The 25128-nt window shown below is 42.4% G+C and carries 17 protein-coding genes; 13 read left to right on the top strand and 4 right to left on the bottom strand.

What is annotated here, in order from left to right:
* Window positions 1–65: 65 nt before the first annotated feature.
* From PQO01_RS01045 to PQO01_RS01055, 3 genes are all read left to right on the top strand, one after another.
* On the top strand, window positions 66–2426 hold the full coding sequence (locus PQO01_RS01045; RefSeq protein ID WP_274312187.1) for a hypothetical protein: 2361 nt from the start codon (window positions 66–68) through the stop codon (window positions 2424–2426).
* A 239-nt stretch (window positions 2427–2665) separates the two neighbouring features.
* The gene (locus tag PQO01_RS01050; protein ID WP_274312188.1) at window positions 2666–4051 is read left to right on the top strand and encodes a sulfatase family protein; all 1386 of its coding nucleotides are present in this window, start codon (window positions 2666–2668) and stop codon (window positions 4049–4051) included.
* An 82-nt stretch (window positions 4052–4133) separates the two neighbouring features.
* Window positions 4134–4856: a GDSL-type esterase/lipase family protein gene (locus PQO01_RS01055; protein WP_274312189.1), complete on the top strand. Its 723-nt coding sequence runs from the start codon at window positions 4134–4136 to the stop codon at window positions 4854–4856.
* A 47-nt stretch (window positions 4857–4903) separates the two neighbouring features.
* On the opposite strand, the gene PQO01_RS01060 is transcribed toward PQO01_RS01055, so the two are convergent.
* The 3 genes from PQO01_RS01060 to PQO01_RS01070 all read right to left on the bottom strand — a co-directional run bounded on the left by PQO01_RS01060 (window position 4904) and on the right by PQO01_RS01070 (window position 10340).
* On the bottom strand, window positions 4904–6304 hold the full coding sequence (locus PQO01_RS01060; RefSeq protein WP_274312190.1) for a sulfatase family protein: 1401 nt from the start codon (window positions 6302–6304) through the stop codon (window positions 4904–4906).
* A 107-nt stretch (window positions 6305–6411) separates the two neighbouring features.
* Window positions 6412–7905 carry an arylsulfatase gene (locus PQO01_RS01065; RefSeq protein ID WP_274312191.1) on the bottom strand — a complete coding sequence of 498 codons (1494 nt, stop codon included), beginning with the start codon at window positions 7903–7905 and terminating at the stop codon, window positions 6412–6414.
* A 272-nt stretch (window positions 7906–8177) separates the two neighbouring features.
* Window positions 8178–10340, bottom strand: a complete 2163-nt coding sequence (locus tag PQO01_RS01070) for a DUF7133 domain-containing protein (RefSeq protein ID WP_274312192.1) — start codon at window positions 10338–10340, stop codon at window positions 8178–8180.
* Between the two features lie 346 nt (window positions 10341–10686).
* Here PQO01_RS01070 and PQO01_RS01075 point away from each other — a divergent pair, with 346 nt between their 5' ends.
* The 3 genes from PQO01_RS01075 to PQO01_RS01085 all read left to right on the top strand — a co-directional run bounded on the left by PQO01_RS01075 (window position 10687) and on the right by PQO01_RS01085 (window position 14247).
* Window positions 10687–11289 carry an RNA polymerase sigma factor gene (locus PQO01_RS01075; RefSeq protein WP_274312193.1) on the top strand — a complete coding sequence of 201 codons (603 nt, stop codon included), beginning with the start codon at window positions 10687–10689 and terminating at the stop codon, window positions 11287–11289.
* 10 nt (window positions 11290–11299) lie between these two features.
* Window positions 11300–13390, top strand: coding sequence for a serine/threonine-protein kinase (locus tag PQO01_RS01080; protein ID WP_274312194.1), 2091 nt, complete (start codon window positions 11300–11302; stop codon window positions 13388–13390).
* 77 nt (window positions 13391–13467) lie between these two features.
* A complete protein-coding gene (locus tag PQO01_RS01085) occupies window positions 13468–14247 on the top strand; it encodes an AraC family transcriptional regulator (protein ID WP_274312195.1) in 780 nt (259 codons plus the stop codon).
* A gap of 108 nt (window positions 14248–14355) precedes the next feature.
* Here the strand turns inward: PQO01_RS01085 and PQO01_RS01090 are convergent, their stop codons facing one another.
* Window positions 14356–15126, bottom strand: coding sequence for a type II secretion system protein (locus tag PQO01_RS01090; protein ID WP_274312196.1), 771 nt, complete (start codon window positions 15124–15126; stop codon window positions 14356–14358).
* A 188-nt stretch (window positions 15127–15314) separates the two neighbouring features.
* On the opposite strand from PQO01_RS01090, the gene PQO01_RS01095 reads away from it, so the two are divergent.
* The 7 genes from PQO01_RS01095 (at window position 15315) to PQO01_RS01125 (ending at window position 25124) form a co-directional block, all read left to right on the top strand.
* On the top strand, window positions 15315–16634 hold the full coding sequence (locus tag PQO01_RS01095; RefSeq protein WP_274311999.1) for an IS1380 family transposase: 1320 nt from the start codon (window positions 15315–15317) through the stop codon (window positions 16632–16634).
* 537 nt (window positions 16635–17171) lie between these two features.
* Window positions 17172–18746: a glycoside hydrolase family protein gene (locus PQO01_RS01100; protein ID WP_274312197.1), complete on the top strand. Its 1575-nt coding sequence runs from the start codon at window positions 17172–17174 to the stop codon at window positions 18744–18746.
* 18 nt (window positions 18747–18764) lie between these two features.
* The gene (locus PQO01_RS01105; RefSeq protein WP_274312198.1) at window positions 18765–19721 is read left to right on the top strand and encodes an alpha/beta hydrolase; all 957 of its coding nucleotides are present in this window, start codon (window positions 18765–18767) and stop codon (window positions 19719–19721) included.
* A gap of 2 nt (window positions 19722–19723) precedes the next feature.
* The gene (locus tag PQO01_RS01110; protein WP_274312199.1) at window positions 19724–21196 is read left to right on the top strand and encodes a sulfatase family protein; all 1473 of its coding nucleotides are present in this window, start codon (window positions 19724–19726) and stop codon (window positions 21194–21196) included.
* A gap of 4 nt (window positions 21197–21200) precedes the next feature.
* Complete coding sequence (locus tag PQO01_RS01115; protein ID WP_274312200.1) at window positions 21201–22613, top strand: sulfatase family protein; 1413 nt, start codon at window positions 21201–21203, stop codon at window positions 22611–22613.
* 28 nt (window positions 22614–22641) lie between these two features.
* A complete protein-coding gene (locus PQO01_RS01120; RefSeq protein ID WP_274312201.1) occupies window positions 22642–24150 on the top strand; it encodes a sulfatase family protein in 1509 nt (502 codons plus the stop codon).
* Window positions 24147–25124 carry an endonuclease/exonuclease/phosphatase family protein gene (locus PQO01_RS01125; protein ID WP_274312202.1) on the top strand — a complete coding sequence of 326 codons (978 nt, stop codon included), beginning with the start codon at window positions 24147–24149 and terminating at the stop codon, window positions 25122–25124. Before PQO01_RS01120 ends, PQO01_RS01125 begins: the two co-directional genes overlap by 4 nt.
* The last annotated feature ends 4 nt before the right edge of the window (window positions 25125–25128 follow it).

The raw sequence follows: 25128 nt of genomic DNA on the forward strand, positions 1-25128 counted from the left end.
AACATATGTGTCATCTCCTCTACTGCCTACAATTACTGGCAAAGAATAAAATAACGGAGAAATACATGATCAAAAATTTCATTAAAACATTTGCGCTCATCGCAAGTTTAAGCTTGGGGTTACAAGCACAAGATAACGCTCCCCAAAATATTGCCGGTGTCTACCCCTCCCTAACGATGTATAATAATGAAGGTGAATGTGGAACGGGTGCCCTCGTACCCTGGGGCGACTATTTGTGGGCCATTACCTACGCACCTCACAAACAAAGTGGCTCTTCTGACAAACTTTATCAAATCACTCCAGGCCTTAAGCAAATTATTCGCTCTGAGAGCGTTGGTGGTACTCCAGCTAACCGCATGATTCACATGGAATCTCAACAGCTCAATATTGGCCCCTACTTTATAAAAATGGATGGCACTGTCAGAACTCTCGATCCTAAAAAAATGCCTGGCCGTCACACGGCGACGGCACGTCACCTAACAGATCCTGAGAACAAAGTCTACATCGCCACTATGGAGGAAGGTCTCTACTCCGTAGATGTTAATACCCTGGAATTTACTGAGCATATCAAAGATGGTAATAGGCAAAAAGCGGTTGGCAATGGCGTTAAATCAAAACTACCTGGTTACCATGGTAAAGGGCTTTACTCGGGCCAAGGCTTTCTCATCTACGCAAATAATGGTGAACATGGTCGCGCTGCGATGACTCGCCCCGACACTTCTTCAGGTGCACTCGCTTCTTGGCAGGGAGAAGGAGACTGGAAACTGATTCGTCGCAATCAATTCACCGAAGTCACTGGGCCAGGAGGCATCTATGGCAATGCCAAAGAAAGCGATCCAATTTGGGCCATGGGTTGGGATTATCGCTCACTCATTCTCATGCTTCTACAAGATAAAAAGTGGCATACTTACCGCTTGCCCAAAGCCAGTCATTCCTATGATGGCGCACACGGATGGAATACCGAATGGCCTCGTATCCGCGACATTGAAGAAAAAGACCTCCTTGCCACCATGCATGGCACTTTTTGGAAATTTCCAAAGACTTTCTCTCGTGAAAATTCTGCGGGCATTACGCCACGCTCTAACTACCTCAAAGTTATTGGCGACTTTTCCATGTGGAACGATAAACTCGTTCTCGGCTGTGATGACTCCGCGCAAAAAGAATTCCTCAATCATCGTCCCTTTAAATCAACCAAGGGCGCACCCGTTCAATCTAATTCCAATCTCTGGTTTATTGATCCTGCACTACTAGATCAACTTGGCCCTGTCATTGGACGTGGTTCTGTTTGGCTTCGTGATGATGTGAAGGCTGACCAAGTCAGCGACCCCTACCTCTTCTCGGGTTATGACTATCGTAATATGGTGATAAATCACAATTCAAATAAGCCAGTTAACTTCACAATTGAAGTAGATCTAAAAGGTAATAATCAGTGGACACAACTAGAGAAATTCTCTGTAGAGAAGTCACTCATCCATCAGTTCCCCTCGACACAGAAAGGAGCTTGGATTCGTATTAAGACTGATCGCGATGCCAAGGCGGTCTCCGTTCACTTTAATTACTCAAACAAAGATTCGCGACCTACGCAAAATGATGCCATCTTTACGCCCATCGCAAAAATTGGTGAATCAGTTCAAACAAAAGGCCTTATTCGCAGTAATCGCAAAGTTCTCAGTCTCAAAAATGACCAAGGCTACTTTGCGGTGAACGCAAACTTAGAAATGAATTCAAGTGCAGATCAAGCAGCACTATTCAAAGGTTCTGAGCAACCCAAAAATATCATCAAAGTCGACGAAGCTTCAGCCTTAATAATAGAAGATGGTAAACGCTACCGCATCCCCAAAAATGATGCTTATAAAAACATCGAAGGCCGCATCTGCCGCGAAGTTGCCACTGAGCGCGACCTCTTTAACTTCCACGGAACTTTTTATGAACTCCCTGCTCGCAATGCTCAGGGCTTTGCCAAAATCCGTCCGATTGCGACTCATAACTTAGCTATCGATGACTATGCATCTCATTTCGGCCTCATGTTCATGACTGGCCTTTCTGACCGCAGTAATGATCGTGTGCTTAAAAATGACCAAGCTGCAGTTTGGGCTGGTGTCATTGATGAACTCTGGAAGCTTGGCAAGCCTCGTGGTTTTGGGGGTCCCTGGAAAGCTACTCAAGTGAAAGCGGGTGTTCCATCCGATCCCTACCTGATGACTGCTTACGATCAAAAGTCCGTTGAGCTCAGTTCCGACAAAGACTCTACCATAACGCTTGAAGTCGACATCGATGGTACTGGACTTTGGGTTGGCTACAAAAGTTTCGAAGTCAAAGCCGGCCAAAGTACTTCTTACACTTTCCCTGAAGGCTTCTCCGCCTACTGGGTACGCGCTACTAGCAGCATAGACAGTAAAGCCAGCGCTTTGTTCACTTATGAGTAGATTAAGTCTAGGGAAATGTAAAGAGTGGAAACTTAAGCTTATTTCTAAATTTTTTAGTCTGGCCCCGAGGGCTCCTCGGCCACCGGAGGTATTTATTATCTCGGGCTCCGCCCCACACCCCGCTTAAGGTACTGCCGTACGGGCCAAAAGTTTTCATCAGCCTGTGTGGCAACACCCCTTAAGAATCCCTACGCTAGTCGCTACACTCCTTCGCTTACTCTTTAAAAAAGATCTAAAATATGAAAAAAATTATTATCTTCTTATTCTTATCAGCACAGCTCCTCTGCGCCACTGACAAGCCCAATATCATCCTTATTGTAGTGGATGATCTGGGTTATGCCGATATGTCTCATACCAATACTGTAAACGATGTATCGACACCTAATATCGATGCTCTGGCTGAATCTGGCTTTAGTTTTTCAAATGCCTATGCCACTGCGCCGATCTGCAATGCCTCGCGAATTGCTATCATGACTGGCGCTTACCAACAGCGTCAGGGTCAGTATTGGTATGGCGGCCAAGGTTTACATAATCCTCGTTTCACAACAATTGCCGAGACTCTAAAAGAAAAAGGCTACGCGACCGGACTCGTGGGAAAGTTCCATCATGGAAAAACCGATCATATTGATGGTCGAGGCGTTCCATTGAATCACGGCTTTGACTTTTTTTATGGCTTCAGCGGCGGCACCAAGCATTACCTCCATCACAAAGATAGCTACCAAGACCGGAATCTCCATGAGGGGCCCATGTATGTGCAGAGAGAGAAAAAGAACGTGGAAGGTTTTACTACTGAGCTCTTTGGTGAGCAGGCCCGTTCATTCATCAACAAAAATAAGGATAAGCCCTTTTACCTGCACCTCTCCTTCAATGCCGTCCATAACTTCACTCATCAATTACCAGAGAGTTATATAAAAGACAAAGGCCTCAAGGGCTTTGCCGATAATGAGAGCAAGAAAACCTATTGGCAATGGCGTCAAAAAATCGGCTATCCGGCTCACCCCGAGGGACGAGATTACTACCTTGGCCAACTCTATTTTCTCGATCGTGAAATTGGCTTAGTTTTGAAAGAGCTCGACAAGCTAAAACTCACAGATAACACCGCCATTTTCTTCATCAGTGATAATGGTGGATCTTTGGTTACCTATGCCAATAACGGTAAATTAAATGGCGGTAAGTACACCTTATTTGAAGGCGGAAACCGAGTACCCTTCATCATAAAGTACCCGAAAATAAACAACACGAAAAAAGTCCTTGATTCACTTACGAGTACCATGGACATATATCCCACTATTTGTTCTTTAGTGAACGCTAAAACACCCCCTCATCTCGATGGTATAAATCTATTGCCCATCCTATCTAATGAAGTGAAGTTCAAAAACCGAAGTTTATTCTGGGACACCAAACTTCAGCAAGCCATGCGGAAAGGAAAGTGGAAGTATCTCAAAACCAACAAAACACCCAACAAGAGATTACAAATAACAGAAACCCCGCGAGGAGAATTCCTATATGACCTCGAGCTTGACCCAGGAGAGAAAAATAACCTCATCTCAAAGTACCCCGAAGTCGCCCTCGAGCTCAAAAAACACCTAGAAAATTGGCGAAATGAAATAAAAACAGATAAATAAACCTACCAAACAAGTCTTCATTATATAGGCCATAAGACCACCCAAATCGTTTCATAACCACATCCAAGGAATTGACCTTAACATGATAAAATATAAGCTTAATAAAATAAAATTATCCTACACTTTATTATTAGTATGTTCATTGACTTTTCTTCATTGCACAAGTTTCGCTGCTGACTCAGTAAAGCCAATACATAATAACACTCCTACATCAATACTTTGCCTAGGAGATTCCATTACCGAAGGGGGTGCTACATTCAAAGTTTATCGTCACCCACTTTACAAGAAACTGATTAAATCAGGCTATAATGTAAAATTCATTGGACCGAAAAGTTCTGTTGAAGATGGCATTCGACTTGGCCACGCTGGCTATGGTGGCAAAAATGCTGAACAGATCAATGCTAAATTCAAGGGTATCTACAAACAATATCCTGCCGATATTATCCTTATCCATTCAGCTCATAATTATACTCAAGAACAAAAACCCATAAAGACGGTTATTGCAAGTTTAAAATCAATCATCGCTAGCGCAAAAGAAGTTAATCCTGAGGTGATTATATTAATAGCTAGAGCGATTCCTAGTGGTAAACTCCCTAAATATGCCTATCTACCCAAACTTAACCAAGAAATAACTTTACTTGGTAAAAGTATGAAATCAACAAGAATAATTATTGTAGATCAAGACAAAGGCTTTAACTGGAAGACTGACACTATAAAAGACAATGTTCACCCTAATGCCTTCGGAGCGGAAAAAATGGCGGAAAAATGGTTTGAAAGCTTACAGACTGTATTAGTGCAGCAATAAGTATATAATATGTACCATCAAATGATGGTGCATATTAATTCATAAATTTATTGAGTTTTAGTCCAAACTGGGCGAGCGTTTGCGGTGATTTCTGCATCGAGTTCTTGCATGCGTGACTTGAGTTTTGCTACAAGTTCAGTTTGCTGCTCCGCAAGATTATTTTTCTCTGACATATCACTTTCTAAATCAAAAAGGAATAAAGCTTCTGCTTGGCTTTTTTTCTTGTTTTTAGATTTCTTAGCTTTTTTCACTAAGAGTTTCCATTTACCTTGACGCAGACCTTCAAGATCACCACTTCTTGAGTAATAAATAAATTCATTTCTCGCACTCTTCTCTGACTTTCCTGTAATAAGTGCGGATTGATCAATGCCATCGATTTTATTCTTTCCTGGCAGAGTGGAAGAACTCAAGGCTGCAAATGATGGGAGTAAATCAATTGTCGTCATAAGCTCGTTTGTTTCTGTTCCCGCAGGAATTAAACCTGGAGCCCACATGACACAAGGAACGCGTTGACCGCCCTCAAATGTCGTACCTTTACCATCTCTTAACTCACCTGCAGAACCACCGTGATGCTTAAAAGGAAGCCATGGACCATTATCACTTGTGTAGATGACAATCGTATTTTTATCTAAAGCAAGCTCTTTTAACTTAGCAGTTATGCGACCTACTTGATCATCCATGTGTTCAATCACGTTGATGTAAGCACGCTTTGGGTCCGGATCACGAATTTCATCGGGAACATAGAGGGGAATATGCGGCATAGAATGTGGGAGGTAAACAAAGAAAGAATTATCCTTATTCTTTTCAATAAAACTTATAGCTTTATCTGTGTAACGGCGAGTCACTGTACGTTGATCAACAGGAAGCTCAACAATCTTGTCACCTTCCATCAAAGGCGTTTTCCATTTTGTCAGAGTCGACTCAGGATCATTCCAAAGAATATCCATACCATCTGCGCCGCCCTTTGGTTTATTTTTATTATCCGGGTGATTCATATCATTGGAATAAGGAATGCCATAATACTCATCAAAACCATTACTGATAGGCAGAGTTTCGGGGTGGTGGCCCAAATGCCATTTACCATAACAGGCCGTTGCATAACCAAGTGATTTAAAGTGATCTGCAATCGTGTATTCTGCTGGATTAAGTCCCGTTTTTGAACCAGGAAACAAGACTCCCTTGTGAAGCCCCACACGCTTTGGATAACTTCCCGTCAAAAGCGCTGAACGAGATGGCGTACAAACTGGCGATGCCACCATAAAACTTGTGAACTTACGTCCCTCTTGAGCCATTTGGTCGATATGGGGAGTCTTAATTGTCTCGGAGCCAAAACAGCTTAAGTCACCGTAGCCTTGGTCATCGGCAAAAATTAAAATCACATTGGGTTTTGCTGCCCAAGCATTTAGAGCAAAGAAGAAAAGAAATAAACTGTATATCGTTTGATGCATTATTGGCCTCGTGGTTAATTTGTCTGATTTAAATACACCATAACATCAAGCAAATTACATCAAAGCAATTTTTAACATTAATTTTAGCTAAATTATGATCTTTATAGCTATTTCTTAGTTCGTCGGTTTGCTTCAGGGTTTCCCGCATCACCATCATGAGCTATCATGATTGGAAATTGATCATTCCACCACTTGCTATAGGCTTTCTTCATTTCTGCAACTAATTCGGGGTACTGAGAACTCAAATCATTCTTATTAGCGGGGTCATTTTTTACATCAAAAAGCTGCCAGTCTTTAGAAACGCCCCAGTGAAATTGAGCATTCTTTGTCGTGTAGGTCGCATGCTGAAACCCTTTTTTAACATTTCGTAAAGTTGTACATTGGCTTGGGTATTTTTTACAAGTTTTGTCTTCACAGCCCTCACTATGAACTAAAAGGAAATTGCCTTTGCGCACTCCGCACATGGCGAACTTGTGAGCCTCAGCAGTTCCACTTGGCCAACGTCCGACATTTTGGTAAAGTAAGCGATTATCATGAGCCCATTCGCCTTTTTGTAAAAGCGGCAAGAGGCTAAAGCCTTCAAGTTCCTTCTTAGTTTCCTCAGGAATTGCGACATCCGCAATTTCACATAAAGTCGGAAGTACATCCAAATGAGCAGTTAAATTATTCACTGTTTGGGGCTTCCACTTCGCTGGCCAACGCCAAAAAGAAAAGGCTCTTGTACCACCTTCCCAAATAGTGCATTTCGGTCCACGCATACCTGCGTTATAAACATCGAGGCCCACCGTCACACCATTATCATTCATAAAAATAACAATCGTATCCTCGTACATTTTTTGTTCTTTTAGAAAAGTATCTAAGCGTCCAAGATTGTCATCAATATTCTCGATCATTGCCAAATAGGCTGCATGACTTTCATTCAATCCTTTAGCTTTGTATTTCTCCAACAAGTCGGCGGGTGCACCGAGAGGCGTATGAGGTGAATACGTGCATAAGTACAGAAAAAAAGGCTGATCTTTACTCTCAGTAATAAAAGTCATAGCTTCATCAAAAAAAGCATCTTCACGAAAGCCCTTGCTTTGAAAACGCTTACCATTGCGAATCATCTCCACATCAAAATGATTATGTGGTCCTTTTGCGTTCTTCGCATACCAATCAAAACCTCGGTGTTGAGGGACATAACCTGTACCACCGCCAAGGTGCCACTTACCAATAAAACCAGTCTTATAACCAGCCGTTTTGAGTAAGTAGGGTAAAGTTACGGCATCTTTATGCAAGTGCTCACGTGGCTGAATCGTATGAGTCACACCATTCTTAAACTCATGCATCCCCGTCAATAAAGCTGCGCGAGTTGGTGAACAAGATGGACTCACATAAAAGCGATCGAAGCGCACGCTTTCTGCATGCATCTTATCCATACTCGGCGTATCCAGATACGGGTGCCCATGCACAGCTATATCGCCATAACCCTGATCATCTGTTAGAATGAAAATGATATTGGGTTTTTTATCGCTATCCTTGATGCCTTCTTGCCCAAAAACTGACAATGAAAATAACAACATTAACAGTGCTGTTTTAAAAAAATTGCTTGTATTCATCATTAAAAAAATCTCTTTCTTATTCATTTGTTCCGAGCTTAATTTTAAACTCAGCTTTAGATGCCAAATATCTTCTTGACCTAACATAATTTATTGTAGATATATAAAACACATTTAGTCCATAGCTGTTACGGTTTCAAAATCAAAAATAAGGTAAAAACATATTGATTGCTTTAAAAAATGATCTTGGTAAACCTTCTTTCTTGTATAGATTAGTATGAGCTCGATTTTGTTGCTAGGTATATCTCAGCCTACAAATATAAGCAACAATTTCTTCACTTTTTATTCAATTCCTCAATCGTCCAAGGCGCCTTGCGCTTACGATACTTTTTGCGAACCAGTCTTACGTCGTTCTCTGTAAGCATCCTTGCTGAATTGCCCCAGGAATTGCGAATATAGGTCAAAACTTCTCCCAAATACTTATTATCGTTATTCTTTAGAGCCTCCATGGCCCCAGGATAAGTTTTGCCGTCAATTGGCCCCGTTAATCCATGTAAAGCAATTCGGATAAGTTTATCTGGGGCACCGATAACTCGTTTTGAGCCCTTCAAAGGCGCTGCCAACATCATATCTGTACCCGCCATTTGTACCCCTTCACCATTTTGTCCGTGACAGGCAAAACACAAAGATTTATAATGCTTCTCTCCCGCTTGCATGGTTCTCTCAAAAATTGGCCCTTTGCCTTTGAGTGCATCGACAAATTGCTGATGCTTACGCTTTGCTTCATCATCCTTGGATTTTTGCGCTATATGCAATTTAAGCACTGAGTTTTGAGCGTGCTTCTTTTCAAAATCACGTAAAAACTTCTCTCTAAGTTCTTTGGGACCATAAGTAATCATACTCCAATAAGCTTGCTGCAATACTTCCGGTCTCGTTTCATCTTTTAAGATCGTTTCATAAGCCGCTAAGGTACCACGATCAGAATTGCTGAGAAAGGGGTCTGATGCCTGTAGACCATGAACTACTAAACGCGTATCTGAATCATTTCTCAAAAACTTCAAGCTAAATCCTGGGCCGATAGCACCGAGTCCATCCAGAGTCCAGAGGATCTCGATTTGTTCTTGAGTATTTTTTGAGCGATTGAATGCCGCGCGTAAATTTCCGTATAGTTCTTTTTCATTTCTTAAAACGATCAATTTTCGCACTGTTGTTCTTATCGATCCATTTTCATGTCCTAAATAAGGAATTAATTCTTTCGTTGCCATCTCGAGAAATTTTGGATGAGTAAAAGTTTTCTTATGCCCTTTGGGAACCAAACGATAAATGCGCCCCATGCCTTTATTTTTAGCAAGTCCATATTCATCTATCACCTTGCGTAGGTAAGAACCTTTTGCGGTCCAATTCCCCTCTTGTATAATACCGCGATACATATCCACAATATAGAGTGCTCCATCTGGCCCAGTCTTAAGGTTGACTGGACGAAAGTTGGCGTCGGTCGAACGGATAAACTCACTTTTAGGGTAAGGATTATTGAGTTGACGGTAGCCCTGTGATTTATCTATTTTTGCCATTCTCACTAAACGGCCAACAGGCTCACAGATAAGGTAATTACCATAAAACTCTGGCATCAACTCACCTCTATAAACACCATGGCCACAAGCGGCTGTCATGTGATTGAGTGTATTGTCCTTACGTATACGAGCTAGTCCCCCTTGTGAATCAGGAATATTGTCGATCGGCCAAACTTCATTAAAGCCTTTTTCTAACTCCTCTGGAAATTCAGATCGCGTGTACTTTGTAGGACTTTGAAAAAACTGAAAGCTTTCTTCGCGCCCAGAATGACCCGTGGCAAAATGGCCATCATCATCACAAGCGAGCCCCCATTGAGTACTCACACTACCACGCTCATCACTTACAACTTTCCCATCGACAATTTTGAAGCGTTTCGTTCCCTTGGTGACATAAATCCAGTTATCTAAATTCCATATCAAGCCACTAGCCTGATGCTCTAAGTTACCTTGTTTGGGGCCACCTTTATACCAAAGCTTTTTTTCATCTGCTTTACCATCATTATTTGTATCGCGATACGCATAAATATCTAGCGTATTCGTCTCACAAATAAGGATTCGATCATCGAGGGGAAGAATCATTCTAGGCAGTAGCAAGCCATCAACAAAGACCGATGATTGATCCATTTTGCCATCACCATCTATATCGCTCAATTTCATCACACGACTGGTACGTTCAAACTGTCCCGTGGCATCGGCATCCTGCATATACGTACTCATCTCAATCACATAGAGATTGCCATTGGCATCCCATACACAATCCACCGGTTCTTTAATCATCGGTTCTGAAGCCACAACTTGTAGTTCATAGCCCTTCGGCACCTGGATTTTCTTCAGACTTTCTTCGGGTGATAAAGCTTTTACTAAAGCGTATTTATCCGCGGCAGTCCCGTACAGGGACAAAAGAACTAATATGTAAAATATGCGCATAGCGATCATCCAAATAATTGATTTGAGTTCTGTGAATCTGAGAAAGTTAAGGTCTTGTTCATGATGGGCCTTTGAAATTTTATTGAGTTAATAATGGTTTTATATCAATACTAAACACAGAATAATTTATTTAGTTACTGTATAAAGAATATTTTTAACTGTAAAAAGAATTCTCTATTTTATTTAAAAGACTAGAGAAACAGCATATCTTTTTTGATCAGTCTCAACGCTGAATCCGAGCGCTAGCTTTAAGAAAAATTAGAACAAAACTTGTAAGCGACCTAATGACACTTAAACTTTTACCTCACAGCCTAATACTAAGCAATACATGTAACCTTGAGTTTTTATGGAAAAAAAATACAACACACGTCAAACACTTTTGTCAAAAATTGTGCAGGCTGATGATGATCATTCATGGGAAGAATTTGTCCAATATTACCAAGGCTATATCTATGCCGTCATTCGCAATCTCGGTGTTAAGCAAGAACTGATTGAGGATTTACTGCAAGATGTCTTACTCAAAATCTGGAAATCTTTACCCAATTATGAATACCGCAAAGGCGAATGCACTTTTCGAACGTGGTTATGCCTTGTAATTAAAAGTATTGTTTATAATTATTTCCGTAAAAAATCGACCCGAAATGATGCTAAAAATACGGATTACGACGCTACGCTTCACAGTCTTGATGCCATTACTGAGCCGGAAATAAATATCATTGCCGAAAAAGAATGGAAAATTTACGTCTCTAATCTGGCTTGGAATAATGTGAAAGACGAATTCCCACAACGCTGTAGAGAAATTTTTGAAGCCTCCATTCATGAAGCAAATAATGAAATCTTAGCCAAACGCTTTGATATAACTGAAAGCTCCGTTCGCGTTTATAAGTCTCGAGTCAAAAAAGTCTTGCTCCGAGAAATGTCACGCTTAAACCACGACCTAGGAGCTTAGTCGTCCAAACATGAGTCAAGGTAATGAGTATTTCGATGAAAAATTAGCTGATTTCTTTGATGAGCTCGATGACCTCGATAACTTACCGATCCTCGATACTATTGCCTCCATCACCGAGCGTTATTGTGACTTCAAATATCTTGATGAGGGTGGAATCAAAATCATCCATAGTTGCCGTGATTTAAAAACTGGTCGTGAAATAGCCATGGCCAGTTTAAAGGAATCTGCCAAAGACCCTGAAAAAGAATTGTTTTTAAAAGAAGCTCGCCTAACGGCAGCTTTGCAACATCCAAATATCATCCCATTACATGATTTAGGACTCAAGGGCGAGCAGCCCTGGTTCACAATGAAACTGGTTTCTGGAGCATCTTTAGAACAAGTTTTAAAAAACCTAAAAAACGGTAAATCTCAGCAACTCGACAATCTCAGTGAACGCTTAGATCTTTTCTTAAAAGTCTGTGATGCCATTGCTTACGCACATTCTAGGGGTGTCCTTCACCTCGATATTAAGCCCGATAATATACAAATTAGCGATTATGGCGATGTCTTAGTCTGTGATTGGGGACTCGCCAAAGTTATGGCCTCAGTTTGTGACGAAGAACTTCTAGAATGTTACACCTTTAATCCCAAGGATATTGATTTAACTATTGATGGCCTTGTTAAAGGAACTCCAGGCTATATGGCTCCCGAACAAACCCGTTTGATAAAAGCTAAAAAAGGTATTCATACCGACATCTTTTCTTTGGGCTGTGTGCTCTACAAGATCTTGACTTTAGAAAAGCCCTTCAAGGGTGCCGACTTAATGTCGGTGATGAATAATACCGTCAATGGTAAATTTCCTAAACCCAGCGAGATCAATCCCAATGTTCCTTTATCCCTCGAAGCCGTTTGCTTAAAGGCTCTCTCCACTGATCCACAAGATCGCTATGCGAAGGTCATTGACTTACAGAAAGAAATTTCAGATTACCGCCAAGGCTTTGCGACCAACGCAGAAAATGCCACATTATTGACTTTAACACGCCTTTGGTATAAACGGCACCGTACGCTCAGTATTGCCTCGATAATTATCACTATCATCAGCCTTTGCACCGCCTTTTTTGCCTTCAACAACCTTAAACTCGAAAAACTTAATGCCCAACAAACTTCCGTAAGATTAAAACTCGAAGCGGACAAACTGCAGTTGGAAAATGAATTTCATAAAAAATTTAATAAGGGTGCCGCTCCACGTTTTCTGCGAAGAGCTCAAATTGCTTTCGACACCTATAATTTTGACGACGCCGTAAACTTTTGTGATAGTGCAGTAGAACTCGACCCGAGTTTAAGCGATGCCTGGGCTTTAAAAGGCCTGCTTCACATCATTCACGAAGAATTCGGTGCAGCGGTATATGCCTTAAATAAAAGCCAGCAAAAAAACACTTTAAATCAACTAGCTAATGATTTTTTCCAAATAAAAAAAGACGATCAACAAGCGCTCTCCCTCGAGCATTTTGTGGACTTATTTCATCGATCGACAAATTCTGGTCTAATGAACTTAAGTGGAGCTTTAATTCATAACAAAGCCTATAGCAAGGTCCCCCTCAAGGAACGTATTGAATTTTGTAAAGCCATCATTCCAGTTCACAACGAAAAAAGTTTACGCAGACATCGCGGTAATAAAAATTTGAACTTCTCCTATGATCCAAAACTTAAAAAACTTGACCTCTCGAATAATCCTTGGGTGCAAGCTGCTTTAATTGTACAAAATTTCCCCGCTCATGTTGCCGATTTCTCTCATACAGGAATCAAAAACTTCATCTGTTTTAGGCATCAACCACTCCGTTCACTCAATGTAAGTGGAACACAAATTATTGAGCTTCGAACTTTAGAAAACAAAGATTTAATAAGCTTAAATCTCTCTTACACTTCAATTGGAAACCTCACCAAATTAAGAGAACTCCCCCTGCTAAAAAAGCTCAACATCAGCCACTCTGCGGTAAGAAACACCGGTATTTTAAAAGAGCTCCAAGAGCTAGAGAGCCTCACCATTCACCCAGGACAACTCACAGCTCAGGACCTAAAAAAATTAAATCCTGCGACAAAAGTTATTTATTCAACAAAATAAGCTGCTTTGGCTGTATAAACACAGCAATAGACTGTAAAATCCATTGATAGACAAATTCTGCACTCTACATTTACTTCATGAATTTTTATCAAAATAGTCCATTCACTTTCCTCGAAGGAAGTCAAATAAATTTTGACTCCTCTTGGATAAAAGAGCTCGAAAGTTCCAGCTCATACAAACTCATATACCTGAATGAAGGCGAAATCACTCTCTCCGTCAGTGGCAATAGCATCCCACTAAAAAAGCGATCTCTCTACCTTATACCCCCTAATCAGGCCATTAGCTTTCATAGTCAATCGACTGGAGAAATCTTTCATTGTTCCTTTGAATGCTCCTTTCCCAAACAACTTGATCTTTGCGCTCACCGCAAAAGTTTTGAGAGCCTACCCTCAGAGAATCCCGTTTTCAGCCGAGAACTTTTCAATCGACTCATCAACCCAGATTTGGATGATTATGAGCGTTCTAGCATCCTTCAACTTTTGCTCTACCCCTTCATTAAGCAAAGCCAACGCAAGAGCCAATCAAAAGCATTCCATCGCTTGCAAGTAGTTTTTAATTACATCGACAAAAATATTAACTACTCACCAAGAATCGAAGATTTGGCGAAGCTGCTTGATCTTGATAAAAACTATTTCTCTAGCTTCTTCCGTAAAAACATGGGCGTTTCCCCCGGCCAATATATTCAGCAAAGAAAAATCCTCGTAGCTTGTACGATGCTACAAAATCACTCCAGCGTATCAAAAATATCTAAAGAACTCGATTTCTACGACACCGCGCATTTCTGCCATATCTTCAAAAAAGAAATGGGCGAAACCCCGAAAAATTACTTGAAGAGAATTAATGTTAGCTCTAAATGAAAAAGCTTATTTAGAGCTCCAGACTTCGCTCTAATACCGACAAACACAAGATATTTATTAAACTTGTAGGTTTATTTTAGCTGATTTTTGAAACAGTATTATTAAACCCTATTTTGTCGCGTCCCACATGCTGCCTCGAACGTCATTCAGTATAGCCCCGTAAGGCACCACTGTACTCATAAGCTGCAAGCCCTCCACGTGTCCATCAACCATAAGGTAATTCAGCTTATTACCTCCATCATGTAGCATTGGGTTCACCGAGTTATTAGAATTAAGATGTGCGCCTGATCGAGCACTTAGGTATTTTCTACCTAAATGGTTACTTGAATGAATATATTCATAAAGCATGATGGTTTCAGCTGGATCACCTATTTGGCTAAGGTTGGATGAATCACCGTTATTGTTATTGTGAATACCTATCTCACGATTATTAACCCCTGTATAATAACTCGGGATATAAGTACGACCTACCCTGGCACCCCACCTGCCTGGTTCTTCAACTGGACACCTATACACGGCACCATAATCATCACCATAGGTAGCTAGCGCTAAGCCATTCGCCTGTTTTTCTGTATCGCTTAAAGTTTCACGACCATCGTAGCCCGCGAGTTGATCATCCCAAGTCCTTCTACTAGGACTGATAGAAGATCCGGGGAAATAGCCCTCGCCATCAGTTGTATAAATGAATATGGCTGTCCCTAGTTGTTTTAGTTGGTTAACACATACGGCGTTTCTAGATTTTTCCCGTGCTTTACCAAGAGTAGGTAAAAGTAGAGATGCGAGAATACCGATAATGGCCACCACCACGAGTAATTCAATCAATGTAAAGGGCTTGTGTAAACACCTTCCATTTTTACTTTTCGATAATACCATTTTCATAAAGGCCTCATAAGTATTTGATTAGATTAAACTATCAAACCCACAAAAAAGCCCTCTGATACTGTATGGTAATATTTATATACTCCTGAATCCGTGAGCTGATCTTAAAAAACAGCTTAAAAACAAGAAAACCTGTTGGTTTATAGTAATTTAAGTTACGACACCAAAATCACCCAACAGGTTTTCTCATGAATAAAGCATTTAAACTCGACACAGGCAATGATTCCCTTCACAGTATTGGCGGAATATTTTTAGGTGGCCAAGTCCTTCAACAAAGTGAAATTGACGATGAGTTCAATACAGATCACAAGGCCAATCATATCTTTCAAGATCTAGATATTTTCAAATCACAGGTGGGGTTACTGATTCAGGGGCGTGAACGCTTCACAGATATTAGTCAGTTTCGTGAAAACGAAGTCTTTATGAAATCACTTGGATTAAACAAAGTTCCATCCGAGGAACGTTTGCGTCAACGACTAGAAATCATGTCTTCTGAGCATGAAGTGCATTTAAAATCAGCGAATACAAACCTGCTCAAAAAACAGTGTATAGGTAATATATCAAAAGGGGGGATGAATTTTATTCCACTCGATATGGATGTATCACCCATGGATAACTCCGGTAGCCATAAAGAAAATGTGAGTTGGACATATAAAAATCATGACGGATTTTCTCCCATGTTTGCCTACCTTGGAACTGAGGGCTTTATGCTAAATAATGAGCTGCGTCCAGGTTCACAGCATGCACAAAAAGGGATGCCAGAGTTCTTAGATGACAGCTTTACTATGATCAAAAAATTAAAGCTTAAGCACCCCGTACTACTTCGTTTAGATTCCGCTCACGATGCTGAGGTTAATTTCGGACACCTTCCTGATGATCAATATTTTCTGATTAAACGGAACCTTAGAAAGGAATCTAAAGAACAGTGGCTATCCAACGCACGGCGTTTAGGGCGACAGCTTAAATCTCGAGATGGTAAGAGTGTCTTTGTCGGTGAACTCCATCACAAACATCCTGGAAACAATGAAGAACATAAAGTGGTTCCTGTTATTTTTAAAGTTACGGAACGACTCGAAGATCAAGATGGCAATCGACTTTTGATGCCAGAAATCGAAGTGGAGACCTATTGGACGAATTTACCTTTAGAAGCCGAGGATGTGATCGAACTTTATCACGATCATGGAACCAGTGAGCAGTTCCATAGCGAATTGAAGAGCGATATGAATGTAGAGCGTTTACCCTCAGGGAAATTTAAAGCGAATCAATTCTTTTTGCACTGCGCTATGCTCGCTTTTAATGTGCTCAGAGTCATTGGTAATCACCTTATCCATAATAAATCTTTGGCTCCAATTAAAATCAAAGCCCAACGACGCCGCCTACGGTGCGTGATACGTGACTTGATTTTAACCGCTTGTAAACACGTAAAGCACGCAGGAGATGAAACTCTCAAGTTTGGTCGACATAGCCCTTGGTTTAAGCTGTATCAAAAAATATCATTTAGCCTTTAATCCACTAATAAGAAGTTTATTGCAAAGCTCTTTTATTGAGTTTTGTGCTTTACTCTGTCCAAGTTGGGTGAATTGCCTTAGAAATTGCTATATTTACTATCCTTAGACACCTGATCACGAGCGATAGGCTTAAGAAATAAGGACATCTCACAATCTGGGATAAAAACGATCTAAGAATTACTCGACCAAACAATTATCTCATGAATCTCAAAACCTGATCACGGATTCAGGTTACTGTATAATTATTATTTATTTTATGATTAGGCCTAAATTAAATCGACCTCCATAAAGAACGATTATCAAAAAGACAAGCGACCAATAAACACAAAAATATACAATTTTATAAAATCTAAATATTTCCTTTTTCTTCGTGATTAGTAGTAGCAAACTGGAAAAGTTCTGGTTAGTCAGTGACAAAGCAAATAATTAAATCAGCTAAACATCAATACGATTTATAGAATTATATCAGTTTTGAATTACAGCCCGTATACTTAACAAGTGCCAAACAGCTAAAAATAGAATTAACATGGAAGCCATATGAATTTTCTTAACACTCTCAATCGCTTATCTAGCCTCATTATTTGCACTAGTTTTAGTCTATATGCAGCTAATGAAACCACCTCAGAAAATAAAACTTGGCGTATCGCGAGCTCTGAAGAATGGGCCCAAGCCTCGGATGAAATCCAAGGCCTCACAACTGAAAACGACCTCCTCAGCCTTCGTGATCAAGCAGGACTCTACAAAAGCAAACTGCAAAGATTTAATTCAAAGAGCTCGGCTCAATCATTAACCATCAGTGCATCAACAATGTGGGAAAACTGGGAGCCAACAAAGACAAAAATAACTCCACCCACCCTTGGTGACGCCCCCATTTTCCTCGTCAAAGGCCCCAATGATTATTGGATTATGGGCCGCAATAAAGCAGCTAAAGGCAAGTCTAAGAAATTTAAAGCAAAAGAAACAACCCTAGAAGGTTTTGATACTCCACTAAAAACCACCCCCTTCCCCAATCTTTTCAATGCTCCCGGCGGCTTGACCAAATCGCAAGGAGGCTACCACGCCTGGCAGAGCCGCGATATGGTTAACTGGGTTCATCATGGCTCAGTCACTCCCAAGCACGCAAAATGGTCCACCACGGCCGAATTTGTCGATGGGAAAACCTACATTTATTATGACTTCCCCAATGATCAGGACCCCCACCTCTACATCGACGACGACCTCACTGATGGCAAACCTGGCAAGGATATGGGCATGGTTTTCAAAGACCCCTCCGATGGCTCAGATTGCGCCATCATTCGCGACCTCGACGGCAAATTCCACCTCATTTATGAAGATTATAGCCCCATCAATGCAAGGAAACATTCCTGGGATTCCCCACTAGCGGGGCATGCCGTCAGTGAAGACGGTAAAGACAAGTTCAATATCCTTTCTCCTGCCGTAGATGATCGTACCGAACCCACCGGGAAATTTGCTGAATACCCCCACCCCCACTGGCATCTTGAAGATCCGAAAAACTTCCCTGGAAAAACGATACAAGAAGAAAATCGCGAGTATCGCCTTAAAAAGGGCGATACTCGAGCCTTTGCTAAATACGAAATACACGCGCCCGAACAAAATGCCTATGGTGATTGGGCGGCTATTTCCATTGGCGGTCAATACTACCTCGTGGGTGACTATCATCCCGCTCATAAAAAAATCCGCATCGGCATTTTTACCTCTCCGAGCATAGATCAAAAATTTGAACTCATCGGTGAATTGGGAGATGGCCACCCCGACCCAGACATCGGCTTTGCCGAAGGTAAATTCTACCTCATCAACCAAACCAAACATGATTACGTCAGTCCTGGTCCATGGGTCGAGAAAGTAGAAGCTCGCGTCGGTGTCGACACCACCAATGATGGCAAAGCCGATAGTTGGAGTGATTGGCAAGAAATCAAGGAAAGCTACGACTACATCAAAGGCTTCTCCAAGCAAGTCAAACGCATTCCCGCATCAATGGATTTGAGTCAAGTCCCCGAGGGCTATGGTTTCTGCTTTGAACTCAAACTTAGCGATACCACCAAAAACAAATCAAAACCCATGCTCGATAGTATCAACATCGAGTTTAAATAATAAAAGACGACGGGACCAATGAGAATATTCAGACTCATTTTTATTTGCTCGACCTTAGTAAGCGCTATGGTTTTACAGGCTAATCAAAGCTCGGAACAGACAGCAATCAATCTAAAAGCAGACATCGTCTACAAGACGATTGCGGATAACAAGCTACACCTAGATCTCTTTTATCCAGCGTCTGAACTTAGCGGTCCTTACCCCCTAGTCATCTACACTCACGGCGGAGGGTGGGCTGCGGGCAGTAAGAATAAGGCTCAAGGCCGTTCAAATATCGCCAGAACCGTTCGCGGCCTAACTGACGCCGGCTTTTGTGTCGCTGCAGTTCAATACCGCCTCTGCAAAGATGGAAAAACCAGCATCCGCGATTGTGTCACCGATTCTATCGATGCCCTACGCTACTTGGCCAAAGAGAGCAAAGCTCTCCATCTCGATCCAAACCGAGTTTTCACTTATGGCGACTCTGCGGGTGGCCAGCTAGCCCAAATGTTACTGCTTAGCCAAGCAAGTGACTTTCCGGGGGCTGCTGAACTCGCGGGGCAGCACTACACCATGCTTGGCGGTGTTTCCTGGTATGGTCCCTGTGACTTCGAGAAAACCCAGCTCTTCAATCACGATGACCGTCCAAAATTCCGCGATCGCTTTGGACCTCGAGTCCTCAAGTCTGAAACTAAGCCTAAAGATAAACTGCGCTTGTACCGTGAAGTCAGCCCCGTTAATTACCTTCAAAAAACTAGTCCCCCATTGCTCATGATTCAGGGTGACGGAGATACCACTATTCCCGTCAAGCACGCCTATTACATGAAAGAAAAGGCTGATCTGATTGAAGCACCCGTAGAAATTATGATCATCAAAAATGCTGGACACAATTGGCGAAAGGCCGATGGCTCAAGCCCCATTGAACCATCCCACGATGCTATCATCAAACGCACCATTGACTTCTTAGTCAGTGAACTAAACCGAAGTAGAGACTAACAATGAGAAACAGCGCCTTATCGAACATTATTTCTATGACCATGATTATTGGGATAATAAGCTCTTTTATCACTAATGTAATGGCTGAGGAAAACACGGTTTATAAGCCCAACATCATCTACATTATGGTAGATGACCTCGGCAAAGAATGGATCAGCTGCTACGGCGCCGAAGACATTCAGACTCCAAATATTGACGCCCTGGCTGCAACAGGAATGAAATTTAATAATGCTTATTCCATGCCCGCATGTACACCTTCGCGCACGACTCTTCTAACTGGCAAATACCCCTTCCGAACGGGCTATGTCAATCACTGGGATGTGCCGCGCTGGGGAATTGGCTATTTCGACTGGAAACAGAAAGAGAACACCACCTTTGCTCGTTTGATGAAAGAACAAGGCTACGCCACTTTTGCAACAGGTAAGTGGCAACTCAATGATTTCCGGCTAGAGCCACTAGCGATGCAGAAACACGGCTTTGATGATTGGGCCATGTGGACGGGTTGTGAAACTTCAAAGGATAAACAACACGAGAAGAAATCGACCCAACGCTACTGGAATGCTCATATCAACACCAAAGAGGGATCAAAAACCTACGAGGGTAAATTCGGGCCAGACATCTACACCGATCACCTAATCAAGTTCATGCGTCAGCACAAAGACAAGCCCATGTGCCTCTATTACCCCATGGTACTACCTCATACACCTGTGGCTGCCACCCCTGACGAACCCAAGGCCAAAGGCGTGCTCGGCAAGCACAAAGCCATGGTACGCTACATTGATAAGATGGTGGGTAAACTAGTAAAAGAGTTGGATGATCTCGGTATTCGTGACCGCACTATTATAATTTTAACTACGGACAACGGCTCTGCACCGCCTCCTCGTGGTGTCATTGGCACCCGAAATGGAAGAAAAATTGTGGGCGCAAAATCGACGGAAACGGAAGCCGGCGTCAACGCTCCCTTTATTGTTAACTGCCCGGGGCTCGTCCCAGCTGGAGTCGAAACTGATGCCCTCACCGATTTTACGGATATCCTCCCTAGCTTTGTAGAACTTGGCGGTGGTGAAGTCCCTAAAGATCTTATTATCGACGGCTCCTCTTTTGCGCCCTTAATCTTGGGTGAAAAACAGGATTCAGATCGCAAGTGGATCATGGCTCTTGGCTATGGAAGTGCTACCTTAGATGATAAGGGTGTGCGTGGAGCAAAAGATTTTTCCACTAGAGTGATTCGCGATAAGCGCTACAAGGTCTGGATTTCCAATGAGAGACAAATCATTCGTTTACACGATCTCAAAAAAGACCCATGGGAAGAAAACAATCTCATCACTATTGATAAGCCAGAACACAAAAAAGCTCTAGAGAAATTTCAAAGTGTGCTCGATTCTCTCCCAGAAAAGGATGCCCGCCCTTTGTATGAAGCGAGGGCAGCCAATCCCTGGGATCGAAATCTTATAAAAAGAAAAAAGAAAAAATAGATTCATGATGAAAAGTAAACTTTTAAGCCTTTTATTTTTCTTAAGTTCTTTATCAATTTGTGCTGATGAAGATAAAAAAATAAGCCAGCCCAATATCCTTTTCATCATGTTGGATGACCTCGGCAAAGAATGGCTGAGCTGCTACGGTGCCGAAGACATCAAGACCCCAAATATTGACGCCCTAGCAGATGGTGGCATGATCTTTAACAATGCCTACTCCATGCCCTCCTGTACACCTTCGCGAACGACAGTTCTAACTGGCAAATATCCCTGGCGTACCGGTTGGACCAGTCACTGGGATGTTCCGCGCTGGGGTGTGGCTTACTTTGATTGGAAGAAAAAGGAAAACACCACCTTTGCCAGCCTCATGAAAGCCAATGGCTACTCCACTTGCGCTGTGGGTAAATGGCAGATCAATGACTTTCGGCTTGAGCCTCAGGTCCTGAAAAAACATGGCTTCGATAAATGGGCCATGTGGACGGGCTTCGAAACGGGCAATCAAGCCAGTGCGGATCGCAATTACAGCCCTTATATCAATACCCCTGAAGAGGGCAGTAAGTCATATAAAGGGAAGTTCACGCCTGATGTCTGTACTGACTACTTACTCAAATTTATTCGTCAGTACAAAGACAAGCCCATGTGCCTTTATTACCCCATGCCGCTCCCCCACCCTCCACTCGTTGCCACCCCTGATGAGCCTGAGGCAAAAACCCGCCTCGATCGGCACAAAGCCATGGTACGCTACATAGACAAAACTATCGGCCAGATAGTTACGACTCTTGAGAAGCTAAAAATTCGTGAGCGCACCATCATCATCTTTTCAACAGATAACGGCACCATCCCCGGCATGACGGGCACAGTGAATGGACAGCCCATCAGGGGCGAAAAGGGAAGAACTTCTGAACGAGGCGTTTGTGCTCCTTTTATTGTCAACTGTCCAGGACTCGTTCCAGCAGGAGTCAAAAGTGATGCCCTCACCGATTTCTCTGACTTATTACCTACTTTTGTAGAACTCGCCGGTGGCGAGATTCCTAAAGACCTCATCATCGATGGCAAATCATTTGCGCCTTTAATTTTGGGTAAGAAAGAGGACAGCCCACGCGAGTGGATCATGTCAATCGGCCAAGGCGACGCTCAACTCACTAAGGACGGCGTTCGCAACAAAGATGCCTTTGGCAAACGCGTCATTCGTGATAAGCAATTCAAAGTATGGGTCTCGGAGAAAAAACTGATCATTCGCCTGCACTACCTTAAGAAAGACCCAAGAGAAAAAACCAATCTTCTCAATAGCAATCTTCCAGAGCACAAATTGGCCCTCAAGAAGTTCCAGGACATCGTCGACTCTCTTCCCGATAAAGATGCCAATCGAGCATATACGCCCAGGACCACAAACCCCTGGGATATGAAACTCAAATAAATCAAAAAAGGTACTAAGAGGTATATAAATGAAATGTCGAACGATGAGCACTAAGCTTACACAAACCATTAACTTTTTCGTGGTCATAAGCTTGCTGAGCTCAAGCGCAGTGCTTGCCAAAGACATCAAGCAAAAACCAAACTTTGTCATCTTGCTAGCGGATGACGTAAGCTCAGATAGCATCGGCTGTTATGACTCTCCCAACCCCCACACGACGCCCCATATCGATAACTTGGCCCAAAACGGCATTAAATTCACTAATATGTTTCTTAGCGAAGCCATGTGCGCACCCGCAAGAGCAGAATTGTACACCGGTTTAATGCCCCAAAGAAATGGCACTTATCGCAATCACAAGGCTTCAAATCCCAATATTAAAAGTGTAGTGCATTATCTGAACGATCTTGGATACCGCGTTGGCCTCGCAGGAAAAAAGCACATCTCACCCGAGAAAGTATACCCATTTGAAACGGTTCCTGGTATTTGTGGTAAAGCTGCTGAAGCAAATCCCAAAGCCGATGACTGGAGCGGAGTTCAAAGCTTTATCAAACGCGATGCCAAGCAGCCCTTTTGTCTTGTCATTGGCTCCATTCATGCCCATTCACCCTGGACTGTCGGGGATACCAAATACTGGAAAGAAGAGGACGTCGTCCTGCCGCCAAATTTAGTTGATACGCCACAGACAAGGTCTGCTTATTGGCACTACCTGGCTGAGGTAAGGGAATTTGATCGACAAGTAGGTGACACCCTGAAAATTCTCAAAGAAAATAATAAACTGGATAACACAATCATTATTGTACTGGATGAAAATGGCACTGGTATGGTGGGAGGTAAATGGACGGTCTTTGACTGGGGAGTTCGCTCAGCCTGTGTCATTAAATGCCCCGATAGCTGGAAAGCTAACTTTGAGACGGACGCCATCGCTCAGTACTGTGATATCGTGCCGACTTTGATTGATGCCGCTGGTGGTACGCCCCCCTCTAGTCTAGATGGTAAAAGTTTACTCCCTCTCATAAAAGGGGAAACAAAGGACCATCGCAAACAAGCCTTTTTCCTCTTTAATAGCCGCGTCCATGAAAGCAAAGGCGACCCTCATTTCAGCATACGAGCCGTGACCAATGGTAAATATAAATTGATTTGGAATCTTACACCAGAAAATCTTTATGTGGTCAATGTCACTTCCACCGATTTAACTGGCAGAGTACGACCCACAGATCATGGCCGCATATATGCATCCATGATTGATCGCATGAAGACGGATGAACATGCCAAAGCAATGGTCAATAGGATCCGATCCAGACCTCAGTATCAACTCTATGATTTACAAAACGATCCCTATGAACTCAATAATTTAGCAGAAAATCCCGAATATTCTGCCATGATTTCAAAATTCAAAACAGAGATCAAAAAATGGATGAACGATCAAGGCGATGACGGCCATGTAGATCCTGAGGGAATGAACGTCATCAAGTATAATGAGTATCAATTCCCCTATCCCAGAAAAACGAAGTTAATCGATGAAAATAGGACTAAAAAATGAACATAAGAAGTCTAACCATATTTTTGACTTTTGTACAAGTGCTTGCGAGTTGCGCATACGCTCAAACTGAAGCACCCATCATGAAGGTCATGAGCTACAATATTCATCGTGGGGGCACCGTCCACCTCAAGCAACCCTTATCTCAAACGGCTAAGGCCATAAAACTTGCCAAAGCGGATATTGTCGGCATCCAAGAACCAAGAAGTCCAAAAGGATTCACTACGAAAAAACTAGCTGAATTATTGGGCTGGAATCACTCGGCGAACATTAGAAAAGGAATCATCTTGACGCCTTATGAAATTGTCAAAAATCTCGATAATGGCATCAAAGTCAAATTACCTACGGGCCAAGAAGCTTATGTATTTAGCTTGCACTTGCCCTCACATCCCTATCAACCTTATCAACTCTTAGGCATCCGACCATCATGGCATAAGCACACCAATGACATCGAATTTATCAAGACTGAAGCCGAAGCTATTCAATGGGCCAAAAAGGCCCGTGGAGAACTAATTTCAGACCTTCTCAAACAAATAAGTGAGCTCCCCGACAATGAGGCCCCCGTTTTCGTTGTCGGTGACTTCAATGAACCCTCACACCTGGATTGGACCGAAGCAGCCGCCAAAGCCGGTCGTCATCCCATAAAAGTCGCCTATCCAACTTCCTCAGCCATGGTCAAAGCTGGCTTTAAGGATTCTTACCGCGTCATTTATCCAGACGAAATGAAAAACCCAGGCTTAACCTGGTCACCTAAATACAAAGCCGATGATCCCACAACCCATCTCGATCGCATCGATTTTGTTTACTTCAAAGGCAAAAACTTAAAAGTAACTGATGTGAAAATTGTCGGCGAAAACAAAGAGAAGGCCGATATCGTCATATCTCCCTATCCCTCTGACCACCGCGCCGTGGTAGCCACTTTTACTCTAGCCAAGCAAGCAGACCCAAAGAAGCCTCAAACTCGCGACAGCAAATAGCCGC

It is taken from the genome of Lentisphaera marina (genome assembly GCF_028745505.1).
Taxonomy (GTDB): domain Bacteria; phylum Verrucomicrobiota; class Lentisphaeria; order Lentisphaerales; family Lentisphaeraceae; genus Lentisphaera; species Lentisphaera marina.